This is a genomic window from Bradyrhizobium sp. USDA 376 (assembly GCF_054063675.1).
The window spans coordinates 5,599,401-5,621,392 of record NZ_JBSSGN010000001.1 but is presented as its reverse complement, the minus strand read 5'-3'; the positions used below and the strand labels follow the sequence as shown (position 1 = coordinate 5,621,392).

The following is a 21,992-nucleotide window of genomic DNA, read 5'->3' as shown; positions in this document are numbered from 1 at the left end:
CGGCAGTCATGCAAGCAGACCTTACCGGCCGCCGACGGCGCCTCTTTGCGATACGTCAAAATCGCATGCGCCGCTCTGCCGCAGGTGCAAACAGGTCACGCTCCTGCCGACACCGCAGGCCTAAGCTTCGTCGACCTCGAGCGTGATCGACACCTTCAGGAACGGCGCGCCCTCCTCGCGAACGTCGATGACGACGTGCCGCGCGCTGCCCGAGACGAAGGCATCGCGGGCGATGGAAGCGCCGGTCATGACCGCCTCCTTGCGCGCGTCGTTCTCGTTCGCAAGATCCTGCCCGTCTTCGTCGGGAAACACCCGGCCGTTCTCGTGGATGTCGAAATGGAAGCGCGGCATCGGGCGCCCTCGGAGCGTTGACGACTGCTGCAGGTAAAGGCCGTCAAAATCCGCCAGTTCCAAAATATTCCGCTCATCGACACCGTCGCCCGGTCCCGGTGCAGCGGAACGCCCGGGTCGGTCGGCAGCTCCAACAAAAGTTAAGGACAGTGCCCGCGCGGCCATGGTTGTCTTGCGCCGGAAAGGGCAATTCATGACCAGGAAACGCAAGCGAACGCGACCGGCCCGCTCGCTCCAGGAGCGCTTGAACAAATTCACGCAGGACGCCCGCGCCGCAGCGAGCAAGCTGCCGGCCGGCGCCGAGCGCTACACGCTGCTGCAAAAGGCGCGCGACGGCGAGGCCGCCGCAGAGATCGAGCGGCTACTCACTTCACCCGGCCCGCAAGATCCGAAGTGATCATACCGCCGCCCGGCCTGCGGCCGCGAAGCGCGAGGCCGCTATTGCTTCGCCATCAAGTCGAGCGCCGGGGCAAAGCGCTCGGCAAATGTCAGTGTCTTGGCGTGATGAACTGCGGCGAACGAGGCCGAGATCCCTGCTGTGGCGACGGCGAGCACGGCAATTGCGAAAAACAGACGGCGCATTCCTGCCTCCTGTGTGAGCTCGATAACCCCATAGTTGGGACCGCTCTGTTTCAGTACGGTTTCGTCGGCGCGGAAAATGATGTCGCTCAAGCGGCTGTGATGAGAGCCGGCTTATCAGGCCGCATGCCGCAACCAACTAACAAGTGTCGCCGTAGCTTTGCAGCGGACGTGAGCGGAACCGGGAATTTTGCCCCCGTGATCACGATCGTGAATCGCAAGGCTGCCGCGACAGGCAGCACTTGCTGGAATGCGGAATCGTCGAGGACCACTCAAATGAAAGTCGTCATTCAGAAGCTCAATGGTTTATGGCACCTCATCATCGGATCGAGCCGGATCCGAACGCCCTTCCTGGCCACCCAGGATCGCGCGCTGGTCGTCACTTACGCGCGGCGCGCCTATCCCGGCGCCAAGATCTTCCAGCGCGACTGATATGACCGGTTGCGCTCAATCATCCTCCGCCGGACCGCACCAGCCGGGCAGGTAGATTGCATCCTTGCTCTTGGCCGCGGCCAGGGCCTTCTCCAGCGCCCTGTCGAAATTGGCATCCACGGCCTTGCGCGACATTTTTCGGCGCAGAAAGTCCGCCCACAGAAATTCGGAGAACGGCGTGGTGTCCTTGGCGAAGCCGCCCATGCGACGGAGCTCGCCGGCAAGGCTGCGAAAGGGATCGTCCCTGAGATCGGCGACCGACTTCGGCAGATCGCGGAACAACCGCCGCTCGCCCTTGGCGTCGTATGGGTAGACCCAGCGCTTGTTGTCCATCACACCCCAGAACGCCTCGCGCTCGACCATGCGGAGATCGCCGACCACGGTCACCAGCACCTCCTTGATGCCCTCGTCGTGCAGCGCGCGGCCGAGATGATGATGGTCGATCACGTAATAGCGCTCGTCAGGTCCGTGCACGACGGGGATCATGTGGGTGCCGAGCAGATCGGCTTGCTTCTTCTTGCCGTGCTCGCGCCAGCGCTTGCGCTTCTCCTTGACCTCGCGCATGCCGACCGTCATCTGCGTCGGCCGAAGCGACAGGATCGGCACCGGATGCACTCTCGGCTCGCGCGCGTTGGTCGTGGTCATGGTCGAAGGGCCCCTCACATCATTGCAACCGGTTGCCCGGGTTCCCTGGATTATGCCATGGGCCCCATGGCGGTAAATGCGTTCGACCTGCGAAAGCAGATCACAAGCCGATGTTCACAAGGTGCACGCGGCGCGATCTTTCGTTGCTGCAACGCAACCCGCATGTCCTGCCCGGCATGACGACCCGGCTCCGCGAACTCTCGGGCTTCCGCGAGAGGGCGTGCAATAAGCGCAATGCACGTTTGCGTTGAGAAGATTTTCTGCAACGCTTTCACCACGTGTGCTATCTAAAAATCGCTGCTTCGGAGTGATCCTCGCCCCATGAAAACCCAGCGGCCCATAAGCTCGGATGACGAGCACCGGGTGCTCCAGTTCAGGCCGCGCACCGCGCCCACCCCGGGGGGCCACCGGGGCAACGGCACCGTGCAGCCTCTGCGCGTCACGCCCGAGCCGCTCGACCTGTCGCGCTACGAGCAGCCCCGCGCCGGGCCCGACGATTTCCGCCACCGCATGCTCGCCAACATCGCCGCGCTCGCCTTCACCATCGCGCTGACCGCGATCGGGATCTGGCTCGCGGTGAGCATCGCCGACCTGCGCCGGACCCAGGATTGCGTGCTGATGGGCCGCCGCGACTGCGCCAAGATCACGACACCGCATATCTAGGCCCCGTCTCCGGCCGAAGCCCCTGCCGGCGGCGTCCCCAGCCCTGTCCCTAGGCCCCGCCCGGCTCCATTGAACTCAGGGCGGCGCTCCGATATACGGGCTTTCGACCCGGCCGGAGGGGGGTTTGAGGGCGTCATCAGGGGCGCGATGCCCTCCCATCGTGCCACTCTGGAAAATCTGACAAATATCCGCAATATATCAAAGGCTTAGTGATGTCTTCCACATTCGATCAGGTCGCCACGATCATCGCTGAAACCTGCGACATCCCGCGCGACACGATCACGCCGGATAGCCACGCCATCGATGACCTCGGCATCGACAGCCTCGATTTCCTCGATATCGCCTTCGCGATCGACAAGCAGTTCGGCATCAAGCTGCCGCTGGAAAAGTGGACCCAGGAGGTCAACGACGGCAAGGCGACCACCGAACAATATTTCGTGCTGAAGAATCTGTGCGCGCGCATCGACGAGCTGGTTGCCGCCAAAGGCGCGAGCGCCTAATCGGGCGGTCATGCAACTCGAATACTTCCACATGATCGATCGCATCGTCGACCTCAACGTCGACGAGAAGAAGATCGTCGTCGAAGCCCAGGTCCCGAAGGAGAGCACCATCTTCGAGGGGCACTTCCCGGGCTATCCCTTGATGCCCGGCGTGCTCCTGATCGAATCGATGGCGCAGGCCTCGGGCTGGCTTCAGCTCGGCGTGTTCAAGTTCGAGCGCATGCCGATCCTGGCCGCCGTCAAGGAAGGCAAGGTCCGCGGCTCGGTCTTCCCCGGCGATCTCATGAGCATCGAGGCGAGCCTCACCCATGAGGGCTCGGGCTATGCCATGACCGAAGCCAAGATCAGGGTCGGCGGCAAGCTGCGCGCGAACTCGTCGCTCACCTTCACGCTGATCCCCTTCCCCAATGCGGACATGCGCGGGTACATGGCGAAAGTCGCCGAGCGCGTCGGCTTTCCGCAACAGGCCGTATCGCCATGACTGACACCGCTTCGAAGCCCGGCCAGACGGAAGTCTGGATCACCGGCATTGGCCTTGCCACCTCGCTCGGCGAAGGCCTGGACGCCAACTGGGCCGCGCTCCAGGAGAAGCGCATCAATGTCGACGAGAAGGGCTTTGCGCCCTACATCGTGCATCCCCTGATGCCCGTGACCTTCGACAGCCAGATTCCGAAGAAGGGCGACCAGCGCCAGATGGAGGCGTGGCAGCGCATCGGCACCTATGCGGCCGGGCTCGCGCTCGACTCCGCCGGGATCAAGGGCAACAAGGACATCCTGTCGAAGATCGACATGGTGGTCGCCGCCGGCGGCGGCGAGCGCGACCTCAACGTCGACACCGGCGTGCTCACGGCCGAAGCCAAGGGGGCCAACGCGCCCGGCTTCCTCAACGAGCGCCTGATGAGCGATCTCAGGCCGACGCTCTTTCTGGCGCAGCTCTCCAACCTGCTCGCCGGCAACATCGCCATCGTGCACGGCCTTGGCGGCACCTCGCGCACCTTCATGGGCGAAGAGGTCGCCGGCGCCGATGCCGCCCGCATCGCGCTTGCACGCATCGCCTCGGGCGAGAGCGACATTGCCCTCGTCGGCGGCTCGCATAATGGCGAGCGCAAGGACCTCATGGTCCTCTACGAATTCGGTGATTTCAACCTCAAGGACAAGTTCGCGCCGGTGTGGGCGCGCAAGGACCATGCCGGCTTCGCACTCGGCTCGGCCGGCGCGTTCCTGGTGCTGGAGTCGCGCGCGCATGCGGAGGCGCGCGGCGCAAAGCCGTTCGCAAAGCTGTCGAGCGTCGTCGCCGATCTCGCCCGCCGCAAGCAGCCGGGCGACATGGCCGCAACGCTGGAGAAGCTCTGGGCCAAGCTGCCGAAGCGCGAGGGCAAGGGCGCGATCATCACGGGGGCGACCGGCGCGGAGCCCGCGACCTCGGAAGAGCGCGGCTTCCTGAAGGGCCATGCCGACTTCCCGGTGCGCTCGACCGGCACGATGTTCGGTCACACCATGGAGACGCAATTCCCGCTCGGCATCGCGCTCGCGGCGCTGTCGATCTCGCGCGGCGCGCTGTTCCCGCCGAACGATTCGACCGGAACCGAGATTGAAATGCAGGGGGCGCCCACCCAGATTGTCGTGGTGGGGGCCGGACACTGGCGCGGCGAAGGCATGGCGCTGGTCGAGGCGGTCGGCTGAAGCGCTTCGCGCTTTGGCCGGATGATGCTCTAGCTTGATCGGGGGACACATGACTGCACCACGCGACAAATTCGGGCGTCCCGTCGTCGTCGTCACCGGCATGGGCATCATGACCTCGCTCGGCGCCGGCAAGGCCGACAACTGGGCCAAGCTCGTGGCCGGCGAATCCGGCATTCGCACCATCACGCGCTTTCCGGTCGAGGGTCTGAAGACCACGATGGCTGGCACCGTCGATTTCGTCAGCGTCGATCCGTTCTCGTCCACCGCCCTTTCCGAGCGGATGGCCGAGCTCGTCACGCAGGAAGCGCTCGAGCAGGCCGGCATCGGCGCCAAGGCCGATTTTCCGGGCCCCCTCTTCCTGGCAGTCGCGCCGGTCGAGGTCGAATGGCCGCAGCGCCGTGAGCTCGGCCGCGCTGTCGGCAAGCTCGACATCAATTACGACGATCTGCTGCGGATATCCGGCGGCGGCAAGTACAGCGCCTATCACCACCGCTTCATGTTCGGCTCGGTCGCCAGCCATCTCGCCGAGACCTTCGGCACCAAGGGCTCGCCGATCTCGCTGTCGACGGCCTGCGCCTCCGGCGCGACCTCGATCCAGCTCGGCGTCGAGGCGATCCGCCGCGGCGAGACCGATGCGGCGCTGTGCGTCGCGACCGACGGGACCGTGAATCCCGAAGCGATGGTCCGCTTCTCGCTGCTCTCGGCGTTGTCGACCCAGAACGATCCGCCGCAGGCGGCCTCCCGCCCCTTCTCCAAGAACCGCGACGGTTTTGTCATGGCCGAAGGCGCCGGCGCGCTCGTGCTGGAGAGCTATGAAGCCGCCACCGCCCGCGGCGCAAAGATTCTCGGCGTGATCGCCGGCTGCGGCGAGCTCACCGATTCCTTCCACCGCACCCGCTCGTCTCCTGATGGGAAGCCGATCATCGGCTGCATGAACAAGACGCTGGCCGATGCCGGCATGGAGCCGGGCCAGATCGACCATATCAACGCGCACGGCACCGCGACGCCCGAGAACGACAAGATGGAGTTCAACACGACATCGGCCGTGTTCGGCGAGCTCGCGCAGAAGATTCCGGTGACCTCCAACAAGTCGATGGTCGGCCACACCATCTCGGCCGCAGGCGCCGTGGAAGCGATCTTCTCGCTGCTCACGCTCGAGCACCAGCGCATCCCGCCGACGATCAACTACGAGACCCCGGATCCCACGATCCTGTTCGACGTCGTCGGCAACAAGGCGCGCGATGCCCGCGTCACCGCGGTGATGTCGAACTCGTTCGGCTTCGGCGGCCAGAACGCCTCGCTGATCCTGACCCGCGAACCGGCCTGACCGGACGCATGGCGCTGCTGACTGCGAGCACGAAGGCCCGCGCGCGGGCGGCTGCCAAATCGATCGGCGGCAGCCTGATCGGCGCCGCCACGGTCGGCATGCTGCGCACCACGCGCTATTTCGATCCGGTCAAGACCTCGGACTTCTTCGCACGCGTCGTGAAGCTGATCGGCCCGCGCCTGCGCGAGCACCGCATCGGCCGTGCCAATCTCAGCGCAGCCTTCACCGAAGAAGTCGCCGGAGGAGATCGAGCAGATCCTGATGGGCGTCTGGGACAATCTCGGCCGCGTCGGCGCCGAGTTCGCCCATATCGACCACGTCTGGGATTATGACCGCGATCACCCGGAAAAGAGCCGGATCGAATTGTCGCCGCGCAGCATCGAGCTGTTCGACCAGATCAGGGACGACGGCAAGCCGGCGCTGATCTTCGCAGCGCATCTGGCCAATTGGGAATTGCCGGCGCTTGCCGCCGTCGCGCACGAGCTGGATACCGCGATCCTCTACCGCCGGCCGAATATTGCGTCTGCGGACCGCATCATCCAGGAGATGCGCCAGGTCAACATGGGCACGCTGATCCCGGCCGGCCGCGATGCGCCCTTGCGCCTTGCGCAGGCGCTGAAGGACGGCAAGCACGTCGCCATGCTGATCGACCAGTACCTGACCGCCGGCGTCGAGGTCAGCTTCTTCGGCCGCAAGACCCGCGCCAATCCGATGCTGGCGCGCCTCTTGCGCCAGGTCGAATGCCCGATCCACGGCGTCCGCATCATCCGCCTGCCCGGCGGCCGCTTCCGCGGCGAGCTCACCGAAGAGATCAAGCCGGTGCGCGACGCCGAGGGCAAGATCGACATCCAGGGCACGACTCAGGCGATCACCAGCGTGGTGGAAAGCTGGGTGCGCGAGCATCCCGAGCAGTGGCTGTGGCTGCATCGGCGGTGGCGGTAGGCGCCCCATTGTAGTCATTCCGGGTCTGGTGCTTGCGCACCATCCCGGAATGACGGCAAGCCTCAGCGCCCCGTCTTCACCTTGGTCCACAGCCGGTTGATGACCCGCTGCGTCGCCGGCTCGCGCGCCGTGATGACGAACAGTTTTGCGAGCGTCGCCTCGTCCGGATAGATGTTCTTGTCATCAAGGATCTTCGGATCGACCAGCTTCTGGCTGGCGAGGTTGCCGTTGGCGTAGGACAGGAAGTCCGAGTTCTTGGCGGCGACGTCCGGGCGGTAGAGATAGTTGATCAGCTCGTAGGCTTCCCTAACGTTCTTGGCATCCGCGGGGATCGCGAGATTGTCGAAGAACATCTGCGCGCCCTCCTTCGGAATGGTGTAGCCGATCTCGACACCGCTCTTGGCTTCGGCCGCGCGGGCGCGGGCCTGCATGATGTCGCCGGACCAGCCGACCACGAAGCAGATCTCGCCGGTGGCGAGCGCGCTCAGATATTCGGAGGAGTGGAATTTTCGCACCGACGGGCGAACCTTCCCCACGACGTCGGCGGCCTTCTCGAGGTCCGCCTGCTTGGTCGAGTTCGGATCGAGCCCGATATAGCTCAGCGCCGCCGGAAAGATGTCGTCGGCGGAGTCGAGCATATGCACGCCGCAGTCTTTGAATTTCGCCAGGTTCTCCGGCTTGAAGACGATGTCCCAGCTGTCGATCTTGGCATCCGGCCCGAGGATCTGCTTCACCTTGGCGACGTTGTAGCCGATGCCCGTCGTGCCCCACATGTAGTTGGCGGCGTAGACGTTGCCGGGGTCGTAGATGCCGAGGCGCTGCGTCACCACGCCCCACGCATTGGCGAGATTCGGCAGCTTCGACTTGTCGAGCTTCTGGAAGATGTTGGCCTTGATCTGGCGCTGCAGGAAATAGGCGGTGGGCACCACGACGTCGTAGCCGGACTTGCCGGCCATCAGGCGCGTCTCCAGCGTCTCGTTGGCGTCGAAGGTGTCGTAGACCACCTTGATGCCGGTCTCCTTGGTGAAGGCCTCGAGGACATCCGGCGCCATGTAGTTGGACCAGTTGTAGAAGTTGACGGCCCGCTCCTCGGCCCCTGCGGGAGGCGACAGCAACGTCAGCGCTGCGGCGATTGCAAGACCGAGGCGAAACCCCGCGCGGCTGACGTTCGTCATCTCTGTCTACCTCTTGCGTCCACGCACCGCGTCCGACAGCCGCTCCAGCGCGGTGTCGAGCGTCTGGTCCTTCTTGGCAAAGCAGAAGCGCACCACCGAGGTCACAGGGTCCTGCTCGTAGAACGCCGAGACCGGGATCGCGGCCACCTTGTAGTCCTTCACGATGCGCCAGCAGAACTCGGTGTCGCTCTCGTTGAGCCCGAGCGGCGACAGGTCCACGGTGAGGAAGTAGGTTCCTTGCGACTTCAGCACGGGGAAGCCGAGGCTCTCCAGCCCCTTGGTCAGGCGGTCCCTGCTCCGCGTCAGATCCTTGCGCATCGACAGGAAGTAGTCGTCGGACTTGCCGAGGCCGTAGGCGACGGCGGCCTGCAGGTTCGGCGCGGTGGTGAAGGTCAGGAACTGGTGCACCTTGGCGGCCACGCGCAAGAGCTGTGGCGCGGCGCAGACGAAGCCGATCTTCCAGCCCGTCAGCGAGAAGATCTTGCCGGCCGAGCCGACCTTGATGGTGCGCTCGCGCATGCCGGGGATGGTGATCAACGGGATGTGCTTGTGCTCGTCGAAGGTGACGTGCTCCCAGACCTCGTCGCAGATCGCGATGACGTCGAACTCCTGACAGTAGCGCGCCAAGAGCTCGAGGTCCTCGCGCGGATAGACCACCGCCGAGGGATTCAAGGGGTTGTTGAACAGCACCGCCTTGGTCTTTGAATTGAAGACGCTTTTCAGCATGTCCTCATTGAGCCGCCAGTGCGGCGGCTCAAGACGGACGAGGCGCGGAATGCCGCCGGCCTGGCGGATGATCGGCAGGTAAGAATCATAGACCGGCTGGAAGCAGACCACCTCGTCGCCGGGCTGGACCACCGCGAGGATCGCCGAGGTCAGTGCCTCGGTGCCGCCGGAGGTGACCATCACCTCGCTCATCGGATCGAGCTTGAGGCCGTGCCAGTGGCCGTAATGGGTCGCGATCGCCTGGCGCAGCTCCGGCAGGCCCATCATCGAGGGGTACTGGTTGTAGCCGTTCAGCGAGGCCTCGGCCGCGGCGCGGCGGATGTCCTCAGGGCCGGGATCGTCCGGAAAGCCCTGGCCGAGATTGATGGCGTTGTTGTCGCGCGCGGCCTGCGACATCGCCTCGAAGATGGTGACGGGAAGGTCGGCGAAGACCTTGTTCAGGGACGAGCTCTTGGGCATCTTGTTAGGCATTGGGGCCGATCAGCCACCGACCTTGCTGGGAAGACCCGCCGCCTTCCAGCCGAGCATGCCGCCGGCCAGATGCTTGTCGTAAGGAAGACCCGCGGCCTGTGCCGCCAGCGAGGCCGTCACCGAGCGTTTTCCGGAGCGGCAGGCGAACACGACCTCCTTGCCTTGGGGATCGGGGATCGCCTTGGGATCGAAGGTCGAGAGCGGAACCACGACGCCGTAGGGATAGGCCTCGGCCTCGACCTCGTTCGGTTCACGGACGTCGACGAGCAGATAGCGCCCTTCCGCGACACCCTTGGAGACCTCGTCCGGGGTCAGATCCTGTACCTGGTTTGCCACTTCATCCTCCAACGTCGCAAGGCGTATGCCGGGGCGATCCCGGCCGGCGGCAACCTCGCCTCTCGGGCACCGAAAATCAAGCGCCACAAAGGCTTGAGCCGCGCGGCGCAAGTTAAAGCTAAATCGCAGCGAGTTGAAGTGCGCTTTGAATCCTAGCCCTAGATCGTCACCTGGGTGCCGACCTCGACCACGCGGCCAGAAGGGATCTGGAAGTAGTCGGTGGCATCGTTGGCGGAGCGGCTCAACGAGATGAACAGCCGGTCCTGCCAGCGCGGCATGCCGGAATGGGCGGCGGGTTTCAGCGCCCGGCGCGACAGGAAGAACGAGGTCGACATGATGTCGAACTGCCAGCCGAGCTTGCGGGCGATCGCCAGCGCCTTCGGCACGTTGGGCGATTCCATGAAGCCGAATTTCAGCGTCACCTTGGAGAAGGTCGGCGAGATCTGCTCCAGCCGGACACGCTCGGCCGGATCGATCCGCGGGGTCTGCGCCGTCTCGATGGTGAGAATGACGTTCTTCTCGTGCAGCACTTTGTAGTGTTTCAGACTATGCATCAGCGCGGTCGGCGCGCTGAGCGGGTCCGAGGTCAGGAACACGGCGGTGCCGGGCACGCGCTGCGGCGGCCGCTTCTCCAGCATGGCCACGAGGTCGGCGAGCGGGAACTCGAGCTTGCGCGACTTCTCGAACAGCAGCCGGCTGCCGCGCCGCCACGTGTACATCAGGATGATCATGAGGGCGCCGAGCGCCAGCGGCACCCAGCCGCCCTCGAACACCTTGAGCAAATTGGCGGCCAGGAAGGTCACGTCGAGGAACAGGAACGGCGCGATCAGAGCGGCAGCGGCGAAGGGCGACCACCGCCACACCTTCCAGACCACGACAAAGCCCATCATCGCCGTGACCACCATCGTGCCGGTGACGGAGATGCCGTAGGCCGAGGCCAGCGCGCTGGAGGAGCGGAACAGCAGCACCAGAAGCACCACGGCAACCAGCAGCAGCTGGTTGATGCGCGGGATGAAGATCTGGCCGGAATGGGCTTCCGACGTATGGCGAATTTCGAAGCGCGGCAGCAGCCCGAGCTGGATCGCCTGGCGCGTCAGCGAATAGGCGCCGGTGATGACGGCCTGGCTCGCGATCACGGTAGCCATGGTGGCCAGCACGACCATGCAGCCGCGGACAAAGCCTTGCGGAAAGAGCTGGAAGAACGGGCTGACGATCGCGCCGGGGTCGCCGAGCACGAGAGCGCCCTGCCCCAGGTAGTTCAACGCCAGCGACGGCAGCACGATGAACAGCCAGGCGGTCTGGATCGGCCGCTTGCCGAAATGGCCGAGGTCGGCATAGAGCGCCTCGGCGCCGGTCACGGCCAGGAATACCGCGCCCAGCGTCACGAAGCCGATGATGCCGTGGTGGAACATGAACGATACGGCGTAAAGCGGGTTCAGCGCGAACAGGATCTGCGGCTGCTGGATGATCGGATGGACCGCCGCCGCCGCGAGGACTGCGAACCAGACGCACATGATCGGACCGAAGAAAGCGGCAACGCGCGCCGTGCCGCGCGACTGCACCGCGAACAGACAGACCAGGATCACCACGGTCAGCGGAACGATATAGGGCTCGAACGTCAGCGTGACGTCCTTCATGCCTTCGATCGCCGACAGCACCGAGAGCGCCGGCGTGATCACGGCATCGCCGTAGAACAGAGCGCCGGAAATGATGCCGAGCAGGACGATGGTCGCCCCGCCGGCTCCGACCGCGCGCTGGGCCAGCGCCATCAGCGCCAGGGTACCGCCCTCGCCGTTGTTGTCGGCGCGGAGCAGGATCACGACGTATTTGAGCGTCACCACCACGATGAGCGCCCACAGGATCAGGGAGACCACGCCGAGCACGGCCGCGGGTGAAGCGAGGCCTTCGGTCCCCGAAGCTGCCGTCACCGCCTCGCGGAACGCGTAGAGCGGGCTGGTGCCGATATCGCCATAGACGACGCCGATACTGCCGAGCGTCAGCGCGCCGAAACGGGCGGTGGTGTGGGCTTCGCCATGCCCATTGGCCGCCGTCGTTTCCGGGGCGGAAATCGCTACGTCACTTGTCATGGGAGAGCCTGGAGGCCTCTAAAATGCTTCACTGCACAATGGCAGAAAGGGCGCGCGGCTTATAGTCCTGCGCTGCCGGCATAGCCTAGCCCGATTCTGGGCCTTTGCCATGTGAAATTCGCATGGCTTCAGGAGTTGCGTTTTCAGATAGTCACCTGAGTGCCGACTTCAACCACCCGCCCGGTGGGGATCTGGAAATAGTCGGTGGCGTCGTTGGCGGACCGGCTCAGCGCAATGAACAGATGGTCCTGCCAGAGCGGCATGCCCGATTGCGCCGAGGCCTTCAGCGACCTCCGCGACACGAAGAACGACGTCGACATGATGTCGAACTGCCAGCCTTGCTTGCGCGCGATCGCGAGCGCCTTGGGCACGTTCGGCTGCTCCATGTAACCGAAGCGCAGGCGGACCTTGGAGAACTTTTCGCTGATCTTCTCCATGCGGAACCGCTCGGACAGATCGACCCGTGGCGTATGCGCGGTCTCGATGGTCAGGACCACGTTGTGCTCGTGCAGCACCTTGTTGTGCTTGAGGTTGTGCAGCAGGGCGGTCGGCACGAAGGAGGGATCGCTGGTCAGGAACACCGCGGTGCCCTTGACGATGTGCGGCGGCCGCTTCTCCAGGCTCCGGATCAGATCGTCCAGCGGCACCTCGATCCGGCGCGTTTTCTGGAGCAGGATGCCGGTCCCCTTGCGCCAGGTCCAGATCGTCCCGGCCATGGCCGCGCCGAACAGCAGCGGTACCCACGCGCCTTCGAGCAGCTTGAGCAGATTGGCGCTGAAGAAGCTCATGTCGACGACGACGAAGGGCACGATCACCGCTGCAGCCGTCGCCGCGCGCCAGTTCCACAGCTTCCAGATCACGACGAAGCCCATGATGCCGTCGACGACCATGGTGGTGGAGACGGCGATGCCGTAGGCCGAAGCCAGATTGCTGGGGGTGTGGAACAGCAGCACCAGCAGCATCACGCCGATCAGCAGCAGCCGGTTGACGCGCGGCAGATAGATCTGGCCGGCATGGGTTTCGGAGGTGTAGCGCACCTCGAAACGCGGAAGCAGACCGAGCTGCACCGCCTGATAGACCAGCGAATAGGCCCCGGTGATCACCGCCTGGCTCGCGATCACGGTGGCGGCGGTCGCTAGGCCAACCAACGGCAGCACCAGATATTCGGGCACCATGCGATAGAAGGAGTGTTCGATCGCGCTCGGATCGGACAGCACCAGCGCGCCCTGCCCGAAATAGTTGATCAGCAGCGAGGGCAGCACGAAGAACATCCAGGCCGACTGGATCGGCTTGCGGCCGAAATGGCCGAGATCGGCGTAAAGCGCCTCGCCGCCGGTCACCGCCAGGAACACGGCGCCGAGCGTCACGAGGCCGATCGTGCCGTGCGACTGCAGGAATTGCAGCGCGTAATAGGGATTGATCGCGGCGAGCACCGACGGATCGTCGGCGATGTGGACGGCGCCCATCATCGCAAGAACGGTGAACCAGACCACCATCACCGGCCCGAAGGCCGAGGCCACCAGCGCGGTCCCCTTGCTCTGGACCGCGAACAGCAACACCAGGATGATGACGGTGAGCGGTACGACATAGTGTTCGAAGGCGGGGGTCACGAGCTTCAGACCCTGAACCGCCGACAGCACCGAAATTGCCGGCGTGATCATGGAATCGCCGATGAACATGGAGGCGCCGACCACGCCGAGGGCAAGCAGGAACCAGCTTCGCCGCCCGAGCGCGCGCTGGCCGAGTGCCATCAGCGAGAGCGTGCCGCCCTCCCCGTTATTGTCGGCGCGCAGCAGGAGCAGGACGTATTTGGCGGTGACGACGATAAAGAGCGCCCAGAGGATCAGCGAGAGCACGCCGAGCACCATGACCCGCGAGACCGGTTCGCCATGGGCCGCGCCCTTCATCGCCTCGTGGAATGCATAGAGCGGCGAGGTGCCGATATCGCCAAAGACGACGCCAATGCTCCCGAGCGTAAGGGCCCAAAAGCCTGATGTGACCGGCCCGTCCTGGGTCTCGGTCGATGTGATGCTCGCCGTCATGAAGGTGGAAAACGCTTCTTCCCTGGATTTGATCCGGCGCCTTTTGACGCTTCCTGCGCGCCTGTCAATCGGACACAGCATAGCAGGCACTGGGCCGGATGCTGTGACGGCGCGGCCACGCTCGTCGCCAGCGCGACGAGATGCCTCAGGTAGGATGGTAGTGCAAGGGGGCTTATCGTTTGGGCATGATCTCCGCGCAAACGCGTCCCGCGTTTGTCGCGAGGGAGAACCGGTACCCACTTCTCCGGATCATGCCCTAAGGCTTCAAATTCGGCGGCAGCGGCGGATCTTCGCGCATCAGCGTGATGGTCACGCGCCGGTTGGCGGCGAGCGAGGGATCGTCCGGAAACAGCGGCTGGGTGTCCGCCTTGCCGGAAACCGCGAAGATGTGGGAGGCCGGCAGGCCCTCGCGCTCGAGGATCTGGCGCACGGCATTGGCGCGGTCGGCCGATAGATCGAAGGCGCCGTATTCGCTGCGGCTCGGCACGAATCCGGCCGCGGTGTGGCCGGCGATGGAGACGCGCAGCGGCGTGGCCTTGAGCGGGACCGCGAGCTTCTCGATCAGACGGCGGGTGCGGTCATAGGGTACCTTGGAGCCGTCGGCGAACATCGAACGGCCGTCCTGGTCGACGATCTCGAGATTAAGGCCCTGCTTGGTCTCCTCGAACATGATGTGCTTGGACATCTCGGTCAGTTCCGGCATGTCCTGCAGGGCCTGCCGCAGCGAGGCCGCGGCGAGCGCGAAATTGCGGTCGATCTTCATCTTGGCGCCCGACGTGCGGTCGCGATCCTCCTGGTCCGGCGTCGGCGTGTTGGAGGCATCCTCGGGCTGGATGTGATCGACGTTCTTCAGCCGCGGGCGCGTCGGCAGGCCGTCGGACTCGACGATGCCGGCGTAGCGCGCCTCGCTCTGCACGCCGAAGGCGTCGCGCATCGAGCCGGCGACGATCTTCAGCTTGTTGGCATCCTGCGTCGAGAACGCGACGAGCATCACGAAGAAGCTCATCATCAGGCCCATCAGATCGGCGAAGGTCACGAACCAGCCGTGACCGCCGCCGTGAGCATCGCCGCGCTTCTTCTTGGCCATCTCTGTCGATCCCGGGGAGCGGCCTTACGCCGGTACCGGCTCGCCGTCGGCGTGGCGATGCTTCTCCGGCAGATATGCCAGCAGCATTTCGCGCACCAAGGTCGGGCTCTTGGAGTCGCGGATCATCAGGATTCCGTCGATGATGAGGGTGCGGTTGGTCTCTTCGTCCAGCAGCTTGCCGTGCAGCTTGTCGGCGATCGGCAGACAGAACAGGTTCGCGACCAGCGCGCCGTAAAGCGTAGCGAGCAGCGCGGTCGCCATGAACGGGCCGAGCTTGGAAGGATCGGTCATGTTGGCGAACATCTGCACCATGCCGATCAGGGTGCCGATCATGCCGAAGGCCGGGGCGCAGTCGCCGATGGCGCGGTAGATCTTGCTGCCCTCGTCGAGATGCATCAGGAAATTGTCGCGGTCGCGCTCGAGATTGTCGCGGATGAAGTCGAGGTCGTAGCCGTCGGCGACGTAGCGGATGCCCTTGGCGAGAAAGGGCTCGTCGGTCTCGACCTTTTCGAGCCCCACCGGGCCCTGCTTGCGGGCGATCTCGGCGATGCGGGCGAGCTCGTCGACGAGGTCGTGCGCCGACAGCCGGCTCATGGTGAAGGCGAACTTGGCGCCGAGCGGAAGGCCGTGCAGGAGCGCCGAGAGCGGAAAGCGGATCATGGTCGCGGAAATCGAGCCGCCAAAGATGATGATCATCGCATGTTCGGAGATGAACATGTGCAGGTCGCCGCCCATGAAGATCATCGCCACGATGACGATGGTGCCCGCAGTGAGCCCGACGCTCGTCATGATATCCATGGAAGACTCCAACGCGAACACAACAACGGCCGTCCTGGCCGCTGGCGCGGCCCAACCCCGAACCGCATCGGAAACCCTAGAGGGCCGCCCTTAAAGCCGCGTAAAGGTTAAGTCCGGACGGTGCGGCCGGCCGTGTCGCAGCCGGTTGCGATCGCCGTCCGGCGACACGAATCTCAATACTTCGGTAACCATGACCGGGCGCGCTAGGACGACAGGCGCGTCAGCTCCAGGCTGAGCGCGCGCAGGCGCTTGCGCGCGTCGGCATCGTAGGCCTGCGGATTTGCGCGCGCCTCGTTCATGCCGCTGAAGAACAATCCGCTCTTATCAGCGACGTCGTCGCCCTCGACGAGGTGCAGGATCGCCGCACCGCCTTGCTCCACCGTGGACATCGGCGTGATGCCACCGGCGCGCACCATCGTGGTGTTCATGTAGGTCGCGGGATGCAGCGCGTTCACGGTGATGCTGGCGCCCTTCAATTGCTGCGCCAGATCGATCGTGAACATGATCTGCGCGAGCTTGCTCTGCGCATAGGCCCGCGAACCGCTGTAGCCCCTGGTAATCATGACGTCGTCGAAATCGATCGGGTGCTGGCCGAGCGAGGCGACGTTGACGATGCGCGAAGGCGCCGCGGTCATCAGCAACGGCAGCAGCAGATGGACGAGCAGGAAACCGGCAAGATAGTTCACGGCAAATCGGAGCTCGTGACCATCGACGCTCACCTGCCGCTGCGGTCCGTCATTCTGCGAGCCGATGCCGGCATTGCTGACCAGAACGTCGAGGCGCTGGTGATCCCGCTTCACGGCCTCCGCGAGCGCGCACGTGCCCGACATCGACGACAGATCAGCCTGGTAGAAAGTCGGAGCGATACCGCCGGCCTTCAATATCTCGTCGCTCAGCGTCTTCGCACGCGCCGCATCGCGGCCATGGATCAGGACCCTCGCACCTTCTTCAGCCAGCCGGCGCGCGACGTAGCGGCCGACGCCGTCAGTGGAACCGGTTATCAGGATCGTTCGGTCCTTCATCGTCATTGTGACGTCCTCGGACTGCGGCCCTGCGTCACATCCGTGACGAGGGATCATGGGGTATTCTGCGTGGGTACGGCATGCTCCATCACAGGAGCCGATTTGCCATGTTGACGCTGTTCAGTCTTCTCACCGCGCTGCCGGCGGTGCTGGCGTTCCACCTGCTCGAGCCGGAACTCGTACTGCCGGCGTTCAGTGTGCTGCTCTTTGTCGAGGCTGCCTTCGCTGTGATCGCAGCACGGTTGATTCACTGCCCCGACAGCGCAGACGACCTTACCCTGTGGGATCTTGCCGGCGGCTTCACCCTGATCGGATGCGCCGCCGCTGTGCTCGGCGAGCCGGATCAGGCCGCCCTGTTTCTGACGGAACAAGGCGATCTACGGCCGGCGTCGCGGCCGTAGATCACCCAATCATCCGTCAGTGGATCTCCGCCGAGCGCTTCAGCGCGGCCTTCAGCTTCTCCAGCGAGAAGTCGGGGCTGCGGGCGATCTCCAGGATCGGCGTCTCGCGGCGGCCGCACAGTTCGGCGGCTTCCGGCAGCTTTGCGGCGACGTCGAGCGGGATTACGATCGCACCGTGCTGGTCGGCGTGGATGAGGTCGTCCGACTTCACGGTCATGCCGGCGACGCGCACCTCGCCGCCAAAGCTCTCGGCGTGCACCCAGGCGTGCGACGGGCCGATCGAGCCGGCGAGCGCCTGGAAGCCAGGAGCCCATTGCGGGATGTCGCGGATCGAGCCGTCGGTGATGACGCCGAGGCAGCCGAGCGCCTTGTGGACGTTGCTCTGCACCTCGCCCCAGAACGCGCCATAGCCGACATCGGGGCCGTCGATGTCCTGGATCACCGAGATGCGCGGACCGTGCCCGGTGCCGACATATTCGTAATATTCGATGCGGCGCTTGGACTGCTCTTCAGCCGGCAGCGAGGATTTCAGCACCGAGCGGATCGCGACCGTGCGGGCATAGCCAACGATCGGCGGCAGGTCGGGAAACGGGCAGACCAGCTGCTTGGTGGTGTAGCCGATCAGCCGGCGCTCGGGCGCCACGATCTCCATGGCGTTGCAGATCGTCGGGGTGTCGTAGCGGCCCAGCGCTTCGAGGACGGAAGCGGGCAGCGGCCCGGTCGCGGTATCAGTCACGGCATTCTCTCCCAGATTGGCGGCTGATTGACGCGATGCCGCCGGCACGGGGCGATATAGCCGAGATCAGGCCTCAACCCAACTCAGAGGGCCTCATGGCAGATATCCGCGCGGGGCTGCTCAGTGCAGCCGTCCGGGCCGGTCCTCGTCGTGCGGCGGCTCCGACAAATTCGCCAGCGTCGGCGCCGAGGGCGGCGACGGGATCTCGCCACCGGACGGCGCGGCGGCTTCCATCGCGCGCGCCTGGTCGCGATAGGATTTGTAGCCGAGCGGCAAAGCGAGAAGATACAGCACCGTGCCGATCGACAGCACGTGCCAGGGATAGGCGATCAGGAGCGCGATGAAGACGATCACCGCCACGAAAGCCGGCAGCACCAGCTCGGGCGGCACGCGCATGCGCTTGGTCTTGCCGGAGAACACCGGCAGGCGCGACACCATCAGGAAGGCGATCAGGAGCGTATAGGCCGCCGTCACCGCCGCGGGCAGCCGGCCAAGATCGAGGAACGCGACATAGATCGGCAGCAGCACCGTGATCGCGCCGGCCGGCGCCGGCACACCAGTGAAGAAATTGGCGGCGAAGGCCGGCTTGTTCGGATCGTCCATGGTGGCGTTGAAGCGCGCAAGACGGAGACCGCCGGAGATCGCGAACACCATGGCGGCGATCCAGCCGGCATTGCCGAGTTCGTGCAGCTGCCAGAAATACAGCATCAGGCCGGGCGCCACGCCGAAATTGACGAAGTCGGCGAGACTGTCGAGCTCGGCGCCGAACTTGGACTGGCCCTTGATCATGCGCGCGATGCGGCCGTCGATACCGTCCAGCGCGGCCGCGAACACGATGGCGTAGACGGCGAGCGACATCCGCCCCTCGATCGACAGGCGGATCGAGGTCAGGCCGGCGCAGATCGCCAGCAGCGTGATGACGTTGGGCACCAGCATCCGCACCGGAATGGGGCGGAACCGCCGGCGGCGTACATCGGGATCTCTCACGTCATAGGGCGTCATGGCTCGTCCTTATCTCAGGGCGAGATATAGCAAGCCCCGTTCGCCTCCGCCATTGCGGCGGAAGGCCCGCAAGGACCGACTTTGGTTAATTGGCGCGGAAGGCGTAGCTCGGGTCGTCGCCGGCAAGGTCGGCCAAAATGGTCTCGCCGGCGATCGCAGTCTGCCCTTCCGAGACCAGCGCCTTGGTGCCGACAGGCAGGTAGACGTCGAGCCGCGAGCCGAAGCGGATCAGGCCGAAGCGCTCGCCGGCGCCGATCGCCTGCCCTTCCCTGACGAAACAGACGATGCGCTTGGCGACGAGCCCTGCGATCTGCACCACGCCGATCCGCGCATTGGGCGTCGAGATGACGAGCGAGTTGCGCTCATTGTCCTCGCTCGCCTTGTCGAGCTCGGCATTGATGAACAGGCCGGGCCGGTAGGCGATGCGGTCCACCCTGCCCGCGATCGGGCTGCGGTTCACGTGGCAGTTGAACACGCTCATGAACACCGAGATGCGCGGCAGTGGCCGGTCGCCGAGCCCGAGCTCGGCCGGCGGCAGCGCCATGGTGATCATCGAGACGCGGCCGTCGGCCGGCGACACGATGAGCCCCTCGCGCACCGGCGTCACCCGCACGGGGTCACGGAAGAACAGCGCGCACCAGACTGTCAGGATCGTGCCGATCCACCCCAAAGGCGACCACAGCCAGAACAGGATCAGGCTCGCCAGCGCAAAGGCGCCGATGAAGGGATAGCCCTCCTTGTGGATCGGCGGGATCTGACGCTGGATCGAATCGAGAATGGACATCGCTATCTGCCGCCTGGAGTTGTTGGCACGCGGGGCTTCCCCGCGCGGTGGGCGCCTGTTTAGGCCAGAGTTGGGACCGGAGACAAGGTCACTCCGCGGCCGCAGGCGTCGTCAGGACGTCGGCGACCGGCGGCGGCTCCCGGTTGGGCGCCTCGCTGGTATCGGCCATTTTGGCCAGTTTCTCGCGCGCCGCCTCGGCCTCGCGCTGCCTGTTCCACATGCTGGCGTAAAGGCCGCCCAGCGCGAGCAGTCTGGCGTGGGTGCCGCGCTCGGCGATCCGGCCCTGGTCCAGCACGATGATCTCGTCGGCACCGACGATGGTCGAGAGCCGGTGCGCGATCACCAGCGAGGTGCGGTTCTTGGCGACGCGGTCGAGCGCGCCCTGGATCTCGTGCTCGGTGTGGGTGTCGAGCGCCGAGGTCGCCTCGTCCAGCGCCAGGATCGGCGGCGCCTTCAACACAGTACGCGCGATCGCGACGCGCTGCTTCTCGCCGCCCGACAGTTTCAGGCCGCGCTCGCCGACCTGGGTCTCGTAGCCCTTCGGCGCCATGCGGATGAAATGATCGATCTGCGCAAGGCGCGCCGCCTCCTCGACCTCGGCATCGCTGGCGTCCCAGCGGCCATAACGGATGTTGTAGCGGATGGTGTCGTTGAACAGCACGGTATCCTGCGGCACCATGCCGATGGCGGCGCGCAAGCTGGCCTGCGTGACCTCGCGGATGTCCTGGCCGTCGATCAATATCTTGCCGCCGGACACGTCATAGAGGCGGAACAGGAGCCGCGAGATGGTCGACTTGCCCGCACCGGAGGGACCGACGATCGCAACGGTCTTGCCGGCCGGCACCTCGAAGCTGATGCCTTTCAGGATCGGCCGCGTCGGCTCATAGGCGAAGCGCACGTCCTCGAACCGCACCGTACCGGCGGTAATGGCCAGCGGCTGCGCGTCGGGCGCGTCCTTGATCTCGGCCTCGCGCCCCAGCACATTGAACATCTTCTCGATGTCGATGATCGCCTGCTTGATCTCGCGATACACCATGCCCATGAAGTTCAAGGGTTGGTAGAGCTGGATCATCATGGCGTTCACCAGCACGAAATCGCCGACCGTGTTGGTGCCGTTGCGCACGCCGATCGCGCACATCAGCATGGTCGCAGTCAGTCCCATCGTGAAGATCACGGCCTGGCCGGTGTTGAGCACGGCGAGCGAGGTATAGGTGCGGACGCTCGCCTCCTCGTAGCGCTCCACCGACCTGTCGTAGCGCTGCGCCTCGCGCGTCTCGGCGCCGAAATATTTCACGGTCTCGTAGTTGAGCAGCGAGTCGATCGCCTTGGTGTTCGCCTCGGTGTCGGAATCGTTCATCTTGCGGCGGATGCCGATCCGCCACTCGGTCGCGATGTAGGTGTAGTACATGTAGACCGCGACCGTGATCAGCGTCGCCACCACGTAGCGCCAGTCGAACTGCCAGAGCAGCACGGCCATCAGCAGCGATACTTCGACGATGGTCGGGATCAGCTGCAGGATCACCATACGCACGATGACCTCGATGCCCTCGCGGCCGCGCTCCAGCACGCGCGTCAGGCCGCCGGTCTTGCGCTCCAGGTGAAAGCGCAGCGACAGCTCGTGCATGTGGATGAAGGTGATGGTGGCGAGCTTGCGCACCGCGTGCATGGCGACGCGGGCGAAGATGCCGTCGCGCCATTGCGTCAGCACCGCCATCAGGATGCGCATCACGCCGTAGCTCGCGGTCAGCAGCAGCGGCGACGCGATCACCCAGAGGTGCCAATTGTCGGCCGCCACAGGCGCGGTGTTGGCGCCGGTCAGTGCATCGGTGGCCCATTTGAAGCTGAACGGCACGGCGAGCGTGATCAGCTTGGCGGCAAGCAGCAGCACCAGCGACCAGACCACGCGCATCTTCAGGTCGAAACGGTCGCCCGGCCAGATATAGGGCCACAGATGCGCCAGCGTGCCCATCAGCGTGGCCCGCTCCAGCGGTCCCCCGGGAGGATCAGGAACGTCGGCGCCGTCGAACGATTGGGGTTGGTCCATCAACAAACCTGAAAGCCCGCCGGATGCGGGCGTCGCTGCGATTAACGATTTTCGCCTGTCATATAGAGCCTTCCCGATGGTCGCGCACCCCGCCAGATGGCGAATCTTCGATTGTTTCTCGCCATTTACCGGTAGATTTCCGGACAGTCCGAATCGCCG

At 65.0% G+C, this 21,992-nt stretch carries 23 protein-coding genes and 1 pseudogene; 9 read left to right on the top strand and 15 right to left on the bottom strand.

Annotated elements, in window-relative coordinates; genetic code table 11:
• Nucleotides 1-120: 120 nt before the first annotated feature.
• Nucleotides 121-516 carry a DUF6894 family protein gene (locus ACVJ19_RS25855; protein ID WP_453951921.1) on the bottom strand — a complete coding sequence of 132 codons (396 nt, stop codon included), beginning with the start codon at nucleotides 514-516 and terminating at the stop codon, nucleotides 121-123.
• A 28-nt stretch (nucleotides 517-544) separates the two neighbouring features.
• Here ACVJ19_RS25855 and ACVJ19_RS25850 point away from each other — a divergent pair, with 28 nt between their 5' ends.
• Nucleotides 545-748: a hypothetical protein gene (locus tag ACVJ19_RS25850; protein WP_453951920.1), complete on the top strand. Its 204-nt coding sequence runs from the start codon at nucleotides 545-547 to the stop codon at nucleotides 746-748.
• A 41-nt stretch (nucleotides 749-789) separates the two neighbouring features.
• Here ACVJ19_RS25850 and ACVJ19_RS25845 read toward each other — a convergent pair whose 3' ends face one another.
• Complete coding sequence (locus tag ACVJ19_RS25845; protein ID WP_453951919.1) at nucleotides 790-1,023, bottom strand: hypothetical protein; 234 nt, start codon at nucleotides 1,021-1,023, stop codon at nucleotides 790-792.
• A gap of 183 nt (nucleotides 1,024-1,206) precedes the next feature.
• On the opposite strand from ACVJ19_RS25845, the gene ACVJ19_RS25840 reads away from it, so the two are divergent.
• On the top strand, nucleotides 1,207-1,362 hold the full coding sequence (locus tag ACVJ19_RS25840) for a hypothetical protein (RefSeq protein ID WP_183243145.1): 156 nt from the start codon (nucleotides 1,207-1,209) through the stop codon (nucleotides 1,360-1,362).
• A gap of 15 nt (nucleotides 1,363-1,377) precedes the next feature.
• On the opposite strand, the gene ACVJ19_RS25835 is transcribed toward ACVJ19_RS25840, so the two are convergent.
• Complete coding sequence (locus ACVJ19_RS25835) at nucleotides 1,378-2,007, bottom strand: ParB-like protein (RefSeq protein ID WP_453951918.1); 630 nt, start codon at nucleotides 2,005-2,007, stop codon at nucleotides 1,378-1,380.
• Between the two features lie 321 nt (nucleotides 2,008-2,328).
• On the opposite strand from ACVJ19_RS25835, the gene ACVJ19_RS25830 reads away from it, so the two are divergent.
• From ACVJ19_RS25830 to ACVJ19_RS25805, 6 genes and pseudogenes are all read left to right on the top strand, one after another.
• Nucleotides 2,329-2,670, top strand: a complete 342-nt coding sequence (locus tag ACVJ19_RS25830; protein WP_453951917.1) for a hypothetical protein — start codon at nucleotides 2,329-2,331, stop codon at nucleotides 2,668-2,670.
• 212 nt (nucleotides 2,671-2,882) lie between these two features.
• Complete coding sequence (locus ACVJ19_RS25825; RefSeq protein ID WP_007592476.1) at nucleotides 2,883-3,170, top strand: acyl carrier protein; 288 nt, start codon at nucleotides 2,883-2,885, stop codon at nucleotides 3,168-3,170.
• A gap of 10 nt (nucleotides 3,171-3,180) precedes the next feature.
• Entirely contained in the window at nucleotides 3,181-3,651 is a 471-nt protein-coding gene (locus ACVJ19_RS25820; RefSeq protein ID WP_453951916.1) for a 3-hydroxyacyl-ACP dehydratase FabZ family protein, read from the top strand.
• On the top strand, nucleotides 3,648-4,853 hold the full coding sequence (locus tag ACVJ19_RS25815) for a beta-ketoacyl-ACP synthase (RefSeq protein WP_453951915.1): 1,206 nt from the start codon (nucleotides 3,648-3,650) through the stop codon (nucleotides 4,851-4,853). The genes ACVJ19_RS25820 and ACVJ19_RS25815 overlap by 4 nt, the downstream gene beginning before the upstream one ends.
• A 49-nt stretch (nucleotides 4,854-4,902) precedes the next feature.
• A complete protein-coding gene (locus tag ACVJ19_RS25810; RefSeq protein WP_453951914.1) occupies nucleotides 4,903-6,180 on the top strand; it encodes a beta-ketoacyl-ACP synthase in 1,278 nt (425 codons plus the stop codon).
• A gap of 8 nt (nucleotides 6,181-6,188) precedes the next feature.
• Nucleotides 6,189-7,122: pseudogene (locus ACVJ19_RS25805) on the top strand (lipid A biosynthesis lauroyl acyltransferase).
• Nucleotides 7,123-7,184: 62 nt separating this feature from the next.
• On the opposite strand, the gene ACVJ19_RS25800 reads toward ACVJ19_RS25805, so the two are convergent.
• The 8 genes from ACVJ19_RS25800 to ACVJ19_RS25765 form a co-directional block, all read right to left on the bottom strand.
• Nucleotides 7,185-8,297: a polyamine ABC transporter substrate-binding protein gene (locus tag ACVJ19_RS25800; RefSeq protein ID WP_453951912.1), complete on the bottom strand. Its 1,113-nt coding sequence runs from the start codon at nucleotides 8,295-8,297 to the stop codon at nucleotides 7,185-7,187.
• Between the two features lie 6 nt (nucleotides 8,298-8,303).
• The gene (locus tag ACVJ19_RS25795; RefSeq protein ID WP_453955208.1) at nucleotides 8,304-9,482 is read right to left on the bottom strand and encodes an aminotransferase; all 1,179 of its coding nucleotides are present in this window, start codon (nucleotides 9,480-9,482) and stop codon (nucleotides 8,304-8,306) included.
• 21 nt (nucleotides 9,483-9,503) lie between these two features.
• Nucleotides 9,504-9,830, bottom strand: coding sequence for a rhodanese-like domain-containing protein (locus ACVJ19_RS25790; RefSeq protein WP_008139644.1), 327 nt, complete (start codon nucleotides 9,828-9,830; stop codon nucleotides 9,504-9,506).
• A gap of 158 nt (nucleotides 9,831-9,988) precedes the next feature.
• On the bottom strand, nucleotides 9,989-11,917 hold the full coding sequence (locus ACVJ19_RS25785; RefSeq protein ID WP_453951911.1) for a potassium transporter Kup: 1,929 nt from the start codon (nucleotides 11,915-11,917) through the stop codon (nucleotides 9,989-9,991).
• 143 nt (nucleotides 11,918-12,060) lie between these two features.
• Complete coding sequence (locus ACVJ19_RS25780; RefSeq protein WP_453951910.1) at nucleotides 12,061-13,959, bottom strand: potassium transporter Kup; 1,899 nt, start codon at nucleotides 13,957-13,959, stop codon at nucleotides 12,061-12,063.
• 256 nt (nucleotides 13,960-14,215) lie between these two features.
• Nucleotides 14,216-15,046, bottom strand: coding sequence for a flagellar motor protein MotB (locus tag ACVJ19_RS25775; protein ID WP_453951909.1), 831 nt, complete (start codon nucleotides 15,044-15,046; stop codon nucleotides 14,216-14,218).
• Nucleotides 15,047-15,070: 24 nt separating this feature from the next.
• Nucleotides 15,071-15,844, bottom strand: coding sequence for a motility protein A (locus ACVJ19_RS25770; protein ID WP_407112827.1), 774 nt, complete (start codon nucleotides 15,842-15,844; stop codon nucleotides 15,071-15,073).
• A 203-nt stretch (nucleotides 15,845-16,047) separates the two neighbouring features.
• On the bottom strand, nucleotides 16,048-16,872 hold the full coding sequence (locus ACVJ19_RS25765) for an SDR family NAD(P)-dependent oxidoreductase (RefSeq protein WP_453951908.1): 825 nt from the start codon (nucleotides 16,870-16,872) through the stop codon (nucleotides 16,048-16,050).
• Between the two features lie 101 nt (nucleotides 16,873-16,973).
• Between ACVJ19_RS25765 and ACVJ19_RS25760 the strand changes: the two genes are divergently transcribed.
• Nucleotides 16,974-17,267 carry a hypothetical protein gene (locus tag ACVJ19_RS25760; protein ID WP_453951907.1) on the top strand — a complete coding sequence of 98 codons (294 nt, stop codon included), beginning with the start codon at nucleotides 16,974-16,976 and terminating at the stop codon, nucleotides 17,265-17,267.
• 16 nt (nucleotides 17,268-17,283) lie between these two features.
• Here ACVJ19_RS25760 and ACVJ19_RS25755 read toward each other — a convergent pair whose 3' ends face one another.
• The 4 genes from ACVJ19_RS25755 to ACVJ19_RS25740 all read right to left on the bottom strand — a co-directional run bounded on the left by ACVJ19_RS25755 (nucleotide 17,284) and on the right by ACVJ19_RS25740 (nucleotide 21,833).
• The gene (locus ACVJ19_RS25755; RefSeq protein WP_038966252.1) at nucleotides 17,284-18,003 is read right to left on the bottom strand and encodes an RraA family protein; all 720 of its coding nucleotides are present in this window, start codon (nucleotides 18,001-18,003) and stop codon (nucleotides 17,284-17,286) included.
• 120 nt (nucleotides 18,004-18,123) lie between these two features.
• Nucleotides 18,124-19,005 carry a CDP-alcohol phosphatidyltransferase family protein gene (locus tag ACVJ19_RS25750; RefSeq protein ID WP_453951906.1) on the bottom strand — a complete coding sequence of 294 codons (882 nt, stop codon included), beginning with the start codon at nucleotides 19,003-19,005 and terminating at the stop codon, nucleotides 18,124-18,126.
• An 85-nt stretch (nucleotides 19,006-19,090) separates the two neighbouring features.
• The gene (locus tag ACVJ19_RS25745; RefSeq protein WP_453955207.1) at nucleotides 19,091-19,894 is read right to left on the bottom strand and encodes a phosphatidylserine decarboxylase; all 804 of its coding nucleotides are present in this window, start codon (nucleotides 19,892-19,894) and stop codon (nucleotides 19,091-19,093) included.
• On the bottom strand, nucleotides 19,878-21,833 hold the full coding sequence (locus ACVJ19_RS25740; RefSeq protein WP_453951905.1) for an ABCB family ABC transporter ATP-binding protein/permease: 1,956 nt from the start codon (nucleotides 21,831-21,833) through the stop codon (nucleotides 19,878-19,880). The genes ACVJ19_RS25745 and ACVJ19_RS25740 overlap by 17 nt, the downstream gene beginning before the upstream one ends.
• Nucleotides 21,834-21,992: the final 159 nt, after the last annotated feature.

What these genes read in the sequence shown, in the direction of transcription:
- ACVJ19_RS25795 (WP_453955208.1), bottom strand. Translation starts at nt 9,482, where the DNA reads ATGCCCAAGAGCTCGTCCCTGAACAAGGTCTTCGCCGACCTTCCCGTC.
- ACVJ19_RS25760 (WP_453951907.1), top strand. Translation starts at nt 16,974, where the DNA reads ATGTTGACGCTGTTCAGTCTTCTCACCGCGCTGCCGGCGGTGCTGGCG.
- ACVJ19_RS25780 (WP_453951910.1), bottom strand. Translation starts at nt 13,959, where the DNA reads ATGACGGCGAGCATCACATCGACCGAGACCCAGGACGGGCCGGTCACA.
- ACVJ19_RS25820 (WP_453951916.1), top strand. Translation starts at nt 3,181, where the DNA reads ATGCAACTCGAATACTTCCACATGATCGATCGCATCGTCGACCTCAAC.
- ACVJ19_RS25775 (WP_453951909.1), bottom strand. Translation starts at nt 15,046, where the DNA reads ATGGCCAAGAAGAAGCGCGGCGATGCTCACGGCGGCGGTCACGGCTGG.
- ACVJ19_RS25830 (WP_453951917.1), top strand. Translation starts at nt 2,329, where the DNA reads ATGAAAACCCAGCGGCCCATAAGCTCGGATGACGAGCACCGGGTGCTC.
- ACVJ19_RS25855 (WP_453951921.1), bottom strand. Translation starts at nt 516, where the DNA reads ATGGCCGCGCGGGCACTGTCCTTAACTTTTGTTGGAGCTGCCGACCGA.
- ACVJ19_RS25835 (WP_453951918.1), bottom strand. Translation starts at nt 2,007, where the DNA reads ATGACCACGACCAACGCGCGCGAGCCGAGAGTGCATCCGGTGCCGATC.
- ACVJ19_RS25825 (WP_007592476.1), top strand. Translation starts at nt 2,883, where the DNA reads ATGTCTTCCACATTCGATCAGGTCGCCACGATCATCGCTGAAACCTGC.
- ACVJ19_RS25815 (WP_453951915.1), top strand. Translation starts at nt 3,648, where the DNA reads ATGACTGACACCGCTTCGAAGCCCGGCCAGACGGAAGTCTGGATCACC.
- ACVJ19_RS25810 (WP_453951914.1), top strand. Translation starts at nt 4,903, where the DNA reads ATGACTGCACCACGCGACAAATTCGGGCGTCCCGTCGTCGTCGTCACC.
- ACVJ19_RS25750 (WP_453951906.1), bottom strand. Translation starts at nt 19,005, where the DNA reads ATGACGCCCTATGACGTGAGAGATCCCGATGTACGCCGCCGGCGGTTC.
- ACVJ19_RS25740 (WP_453951905.1), bottom strand. Translation starts at nt 21,833, where the DNA reads ATGGACCAACCCCAATCGTTCGACGGCGCCGACGTTCCTGATCCTCCC.
- ACVJ19_RS25840 (WP_183243145.1), top strand. Translation starts at nt 1,207, where the DNA reads ATGAAAGTCGTCATTCAGAAGCTCAATGGTTTATGGCACCTCATCATC.
- ACVJ19_RS25800 (WP_453951912.1), bottom strand. Translation starts at nt 8,297, where the DNA reads ATGACGAACGTCAGCCGCGCGGGGTTTCGCCTCGGTCTTGCAATCGCC.
- ACVJ19_RS25765 (WP_453951908.1), bottom strand. Translation starts at nt 16,872, where the DNA reads ATGACGATGAAGGACCGAACGATCCTGATAACCGGTTCCACTGACGGC.
- ACVJ19_RS25785 (WP_453951911.1), bottom strand. Translation starts at nt 11,917, where the DNA reads ATGACAAGTGACGTAGCGATTTCCGCCCCGGAAACGACGGCGGCCAAT.
- ACVJ19_RS25850 (WP_453951920.1), top strand. Translation starts at nt 545, where the DNA reads ATGACCAGGAAACGCAAGCGAACGCGACCGGCCCGCTCGCTCCAGGAG.
- ACVJ19_RS25770 (WP_407112827.1), bottom strand. Translation starts at nt 15,844, where the DNA reads ATGGATATCATGACGAGCGTCGGGCTCACTGCGGGCACCATCGTCATC.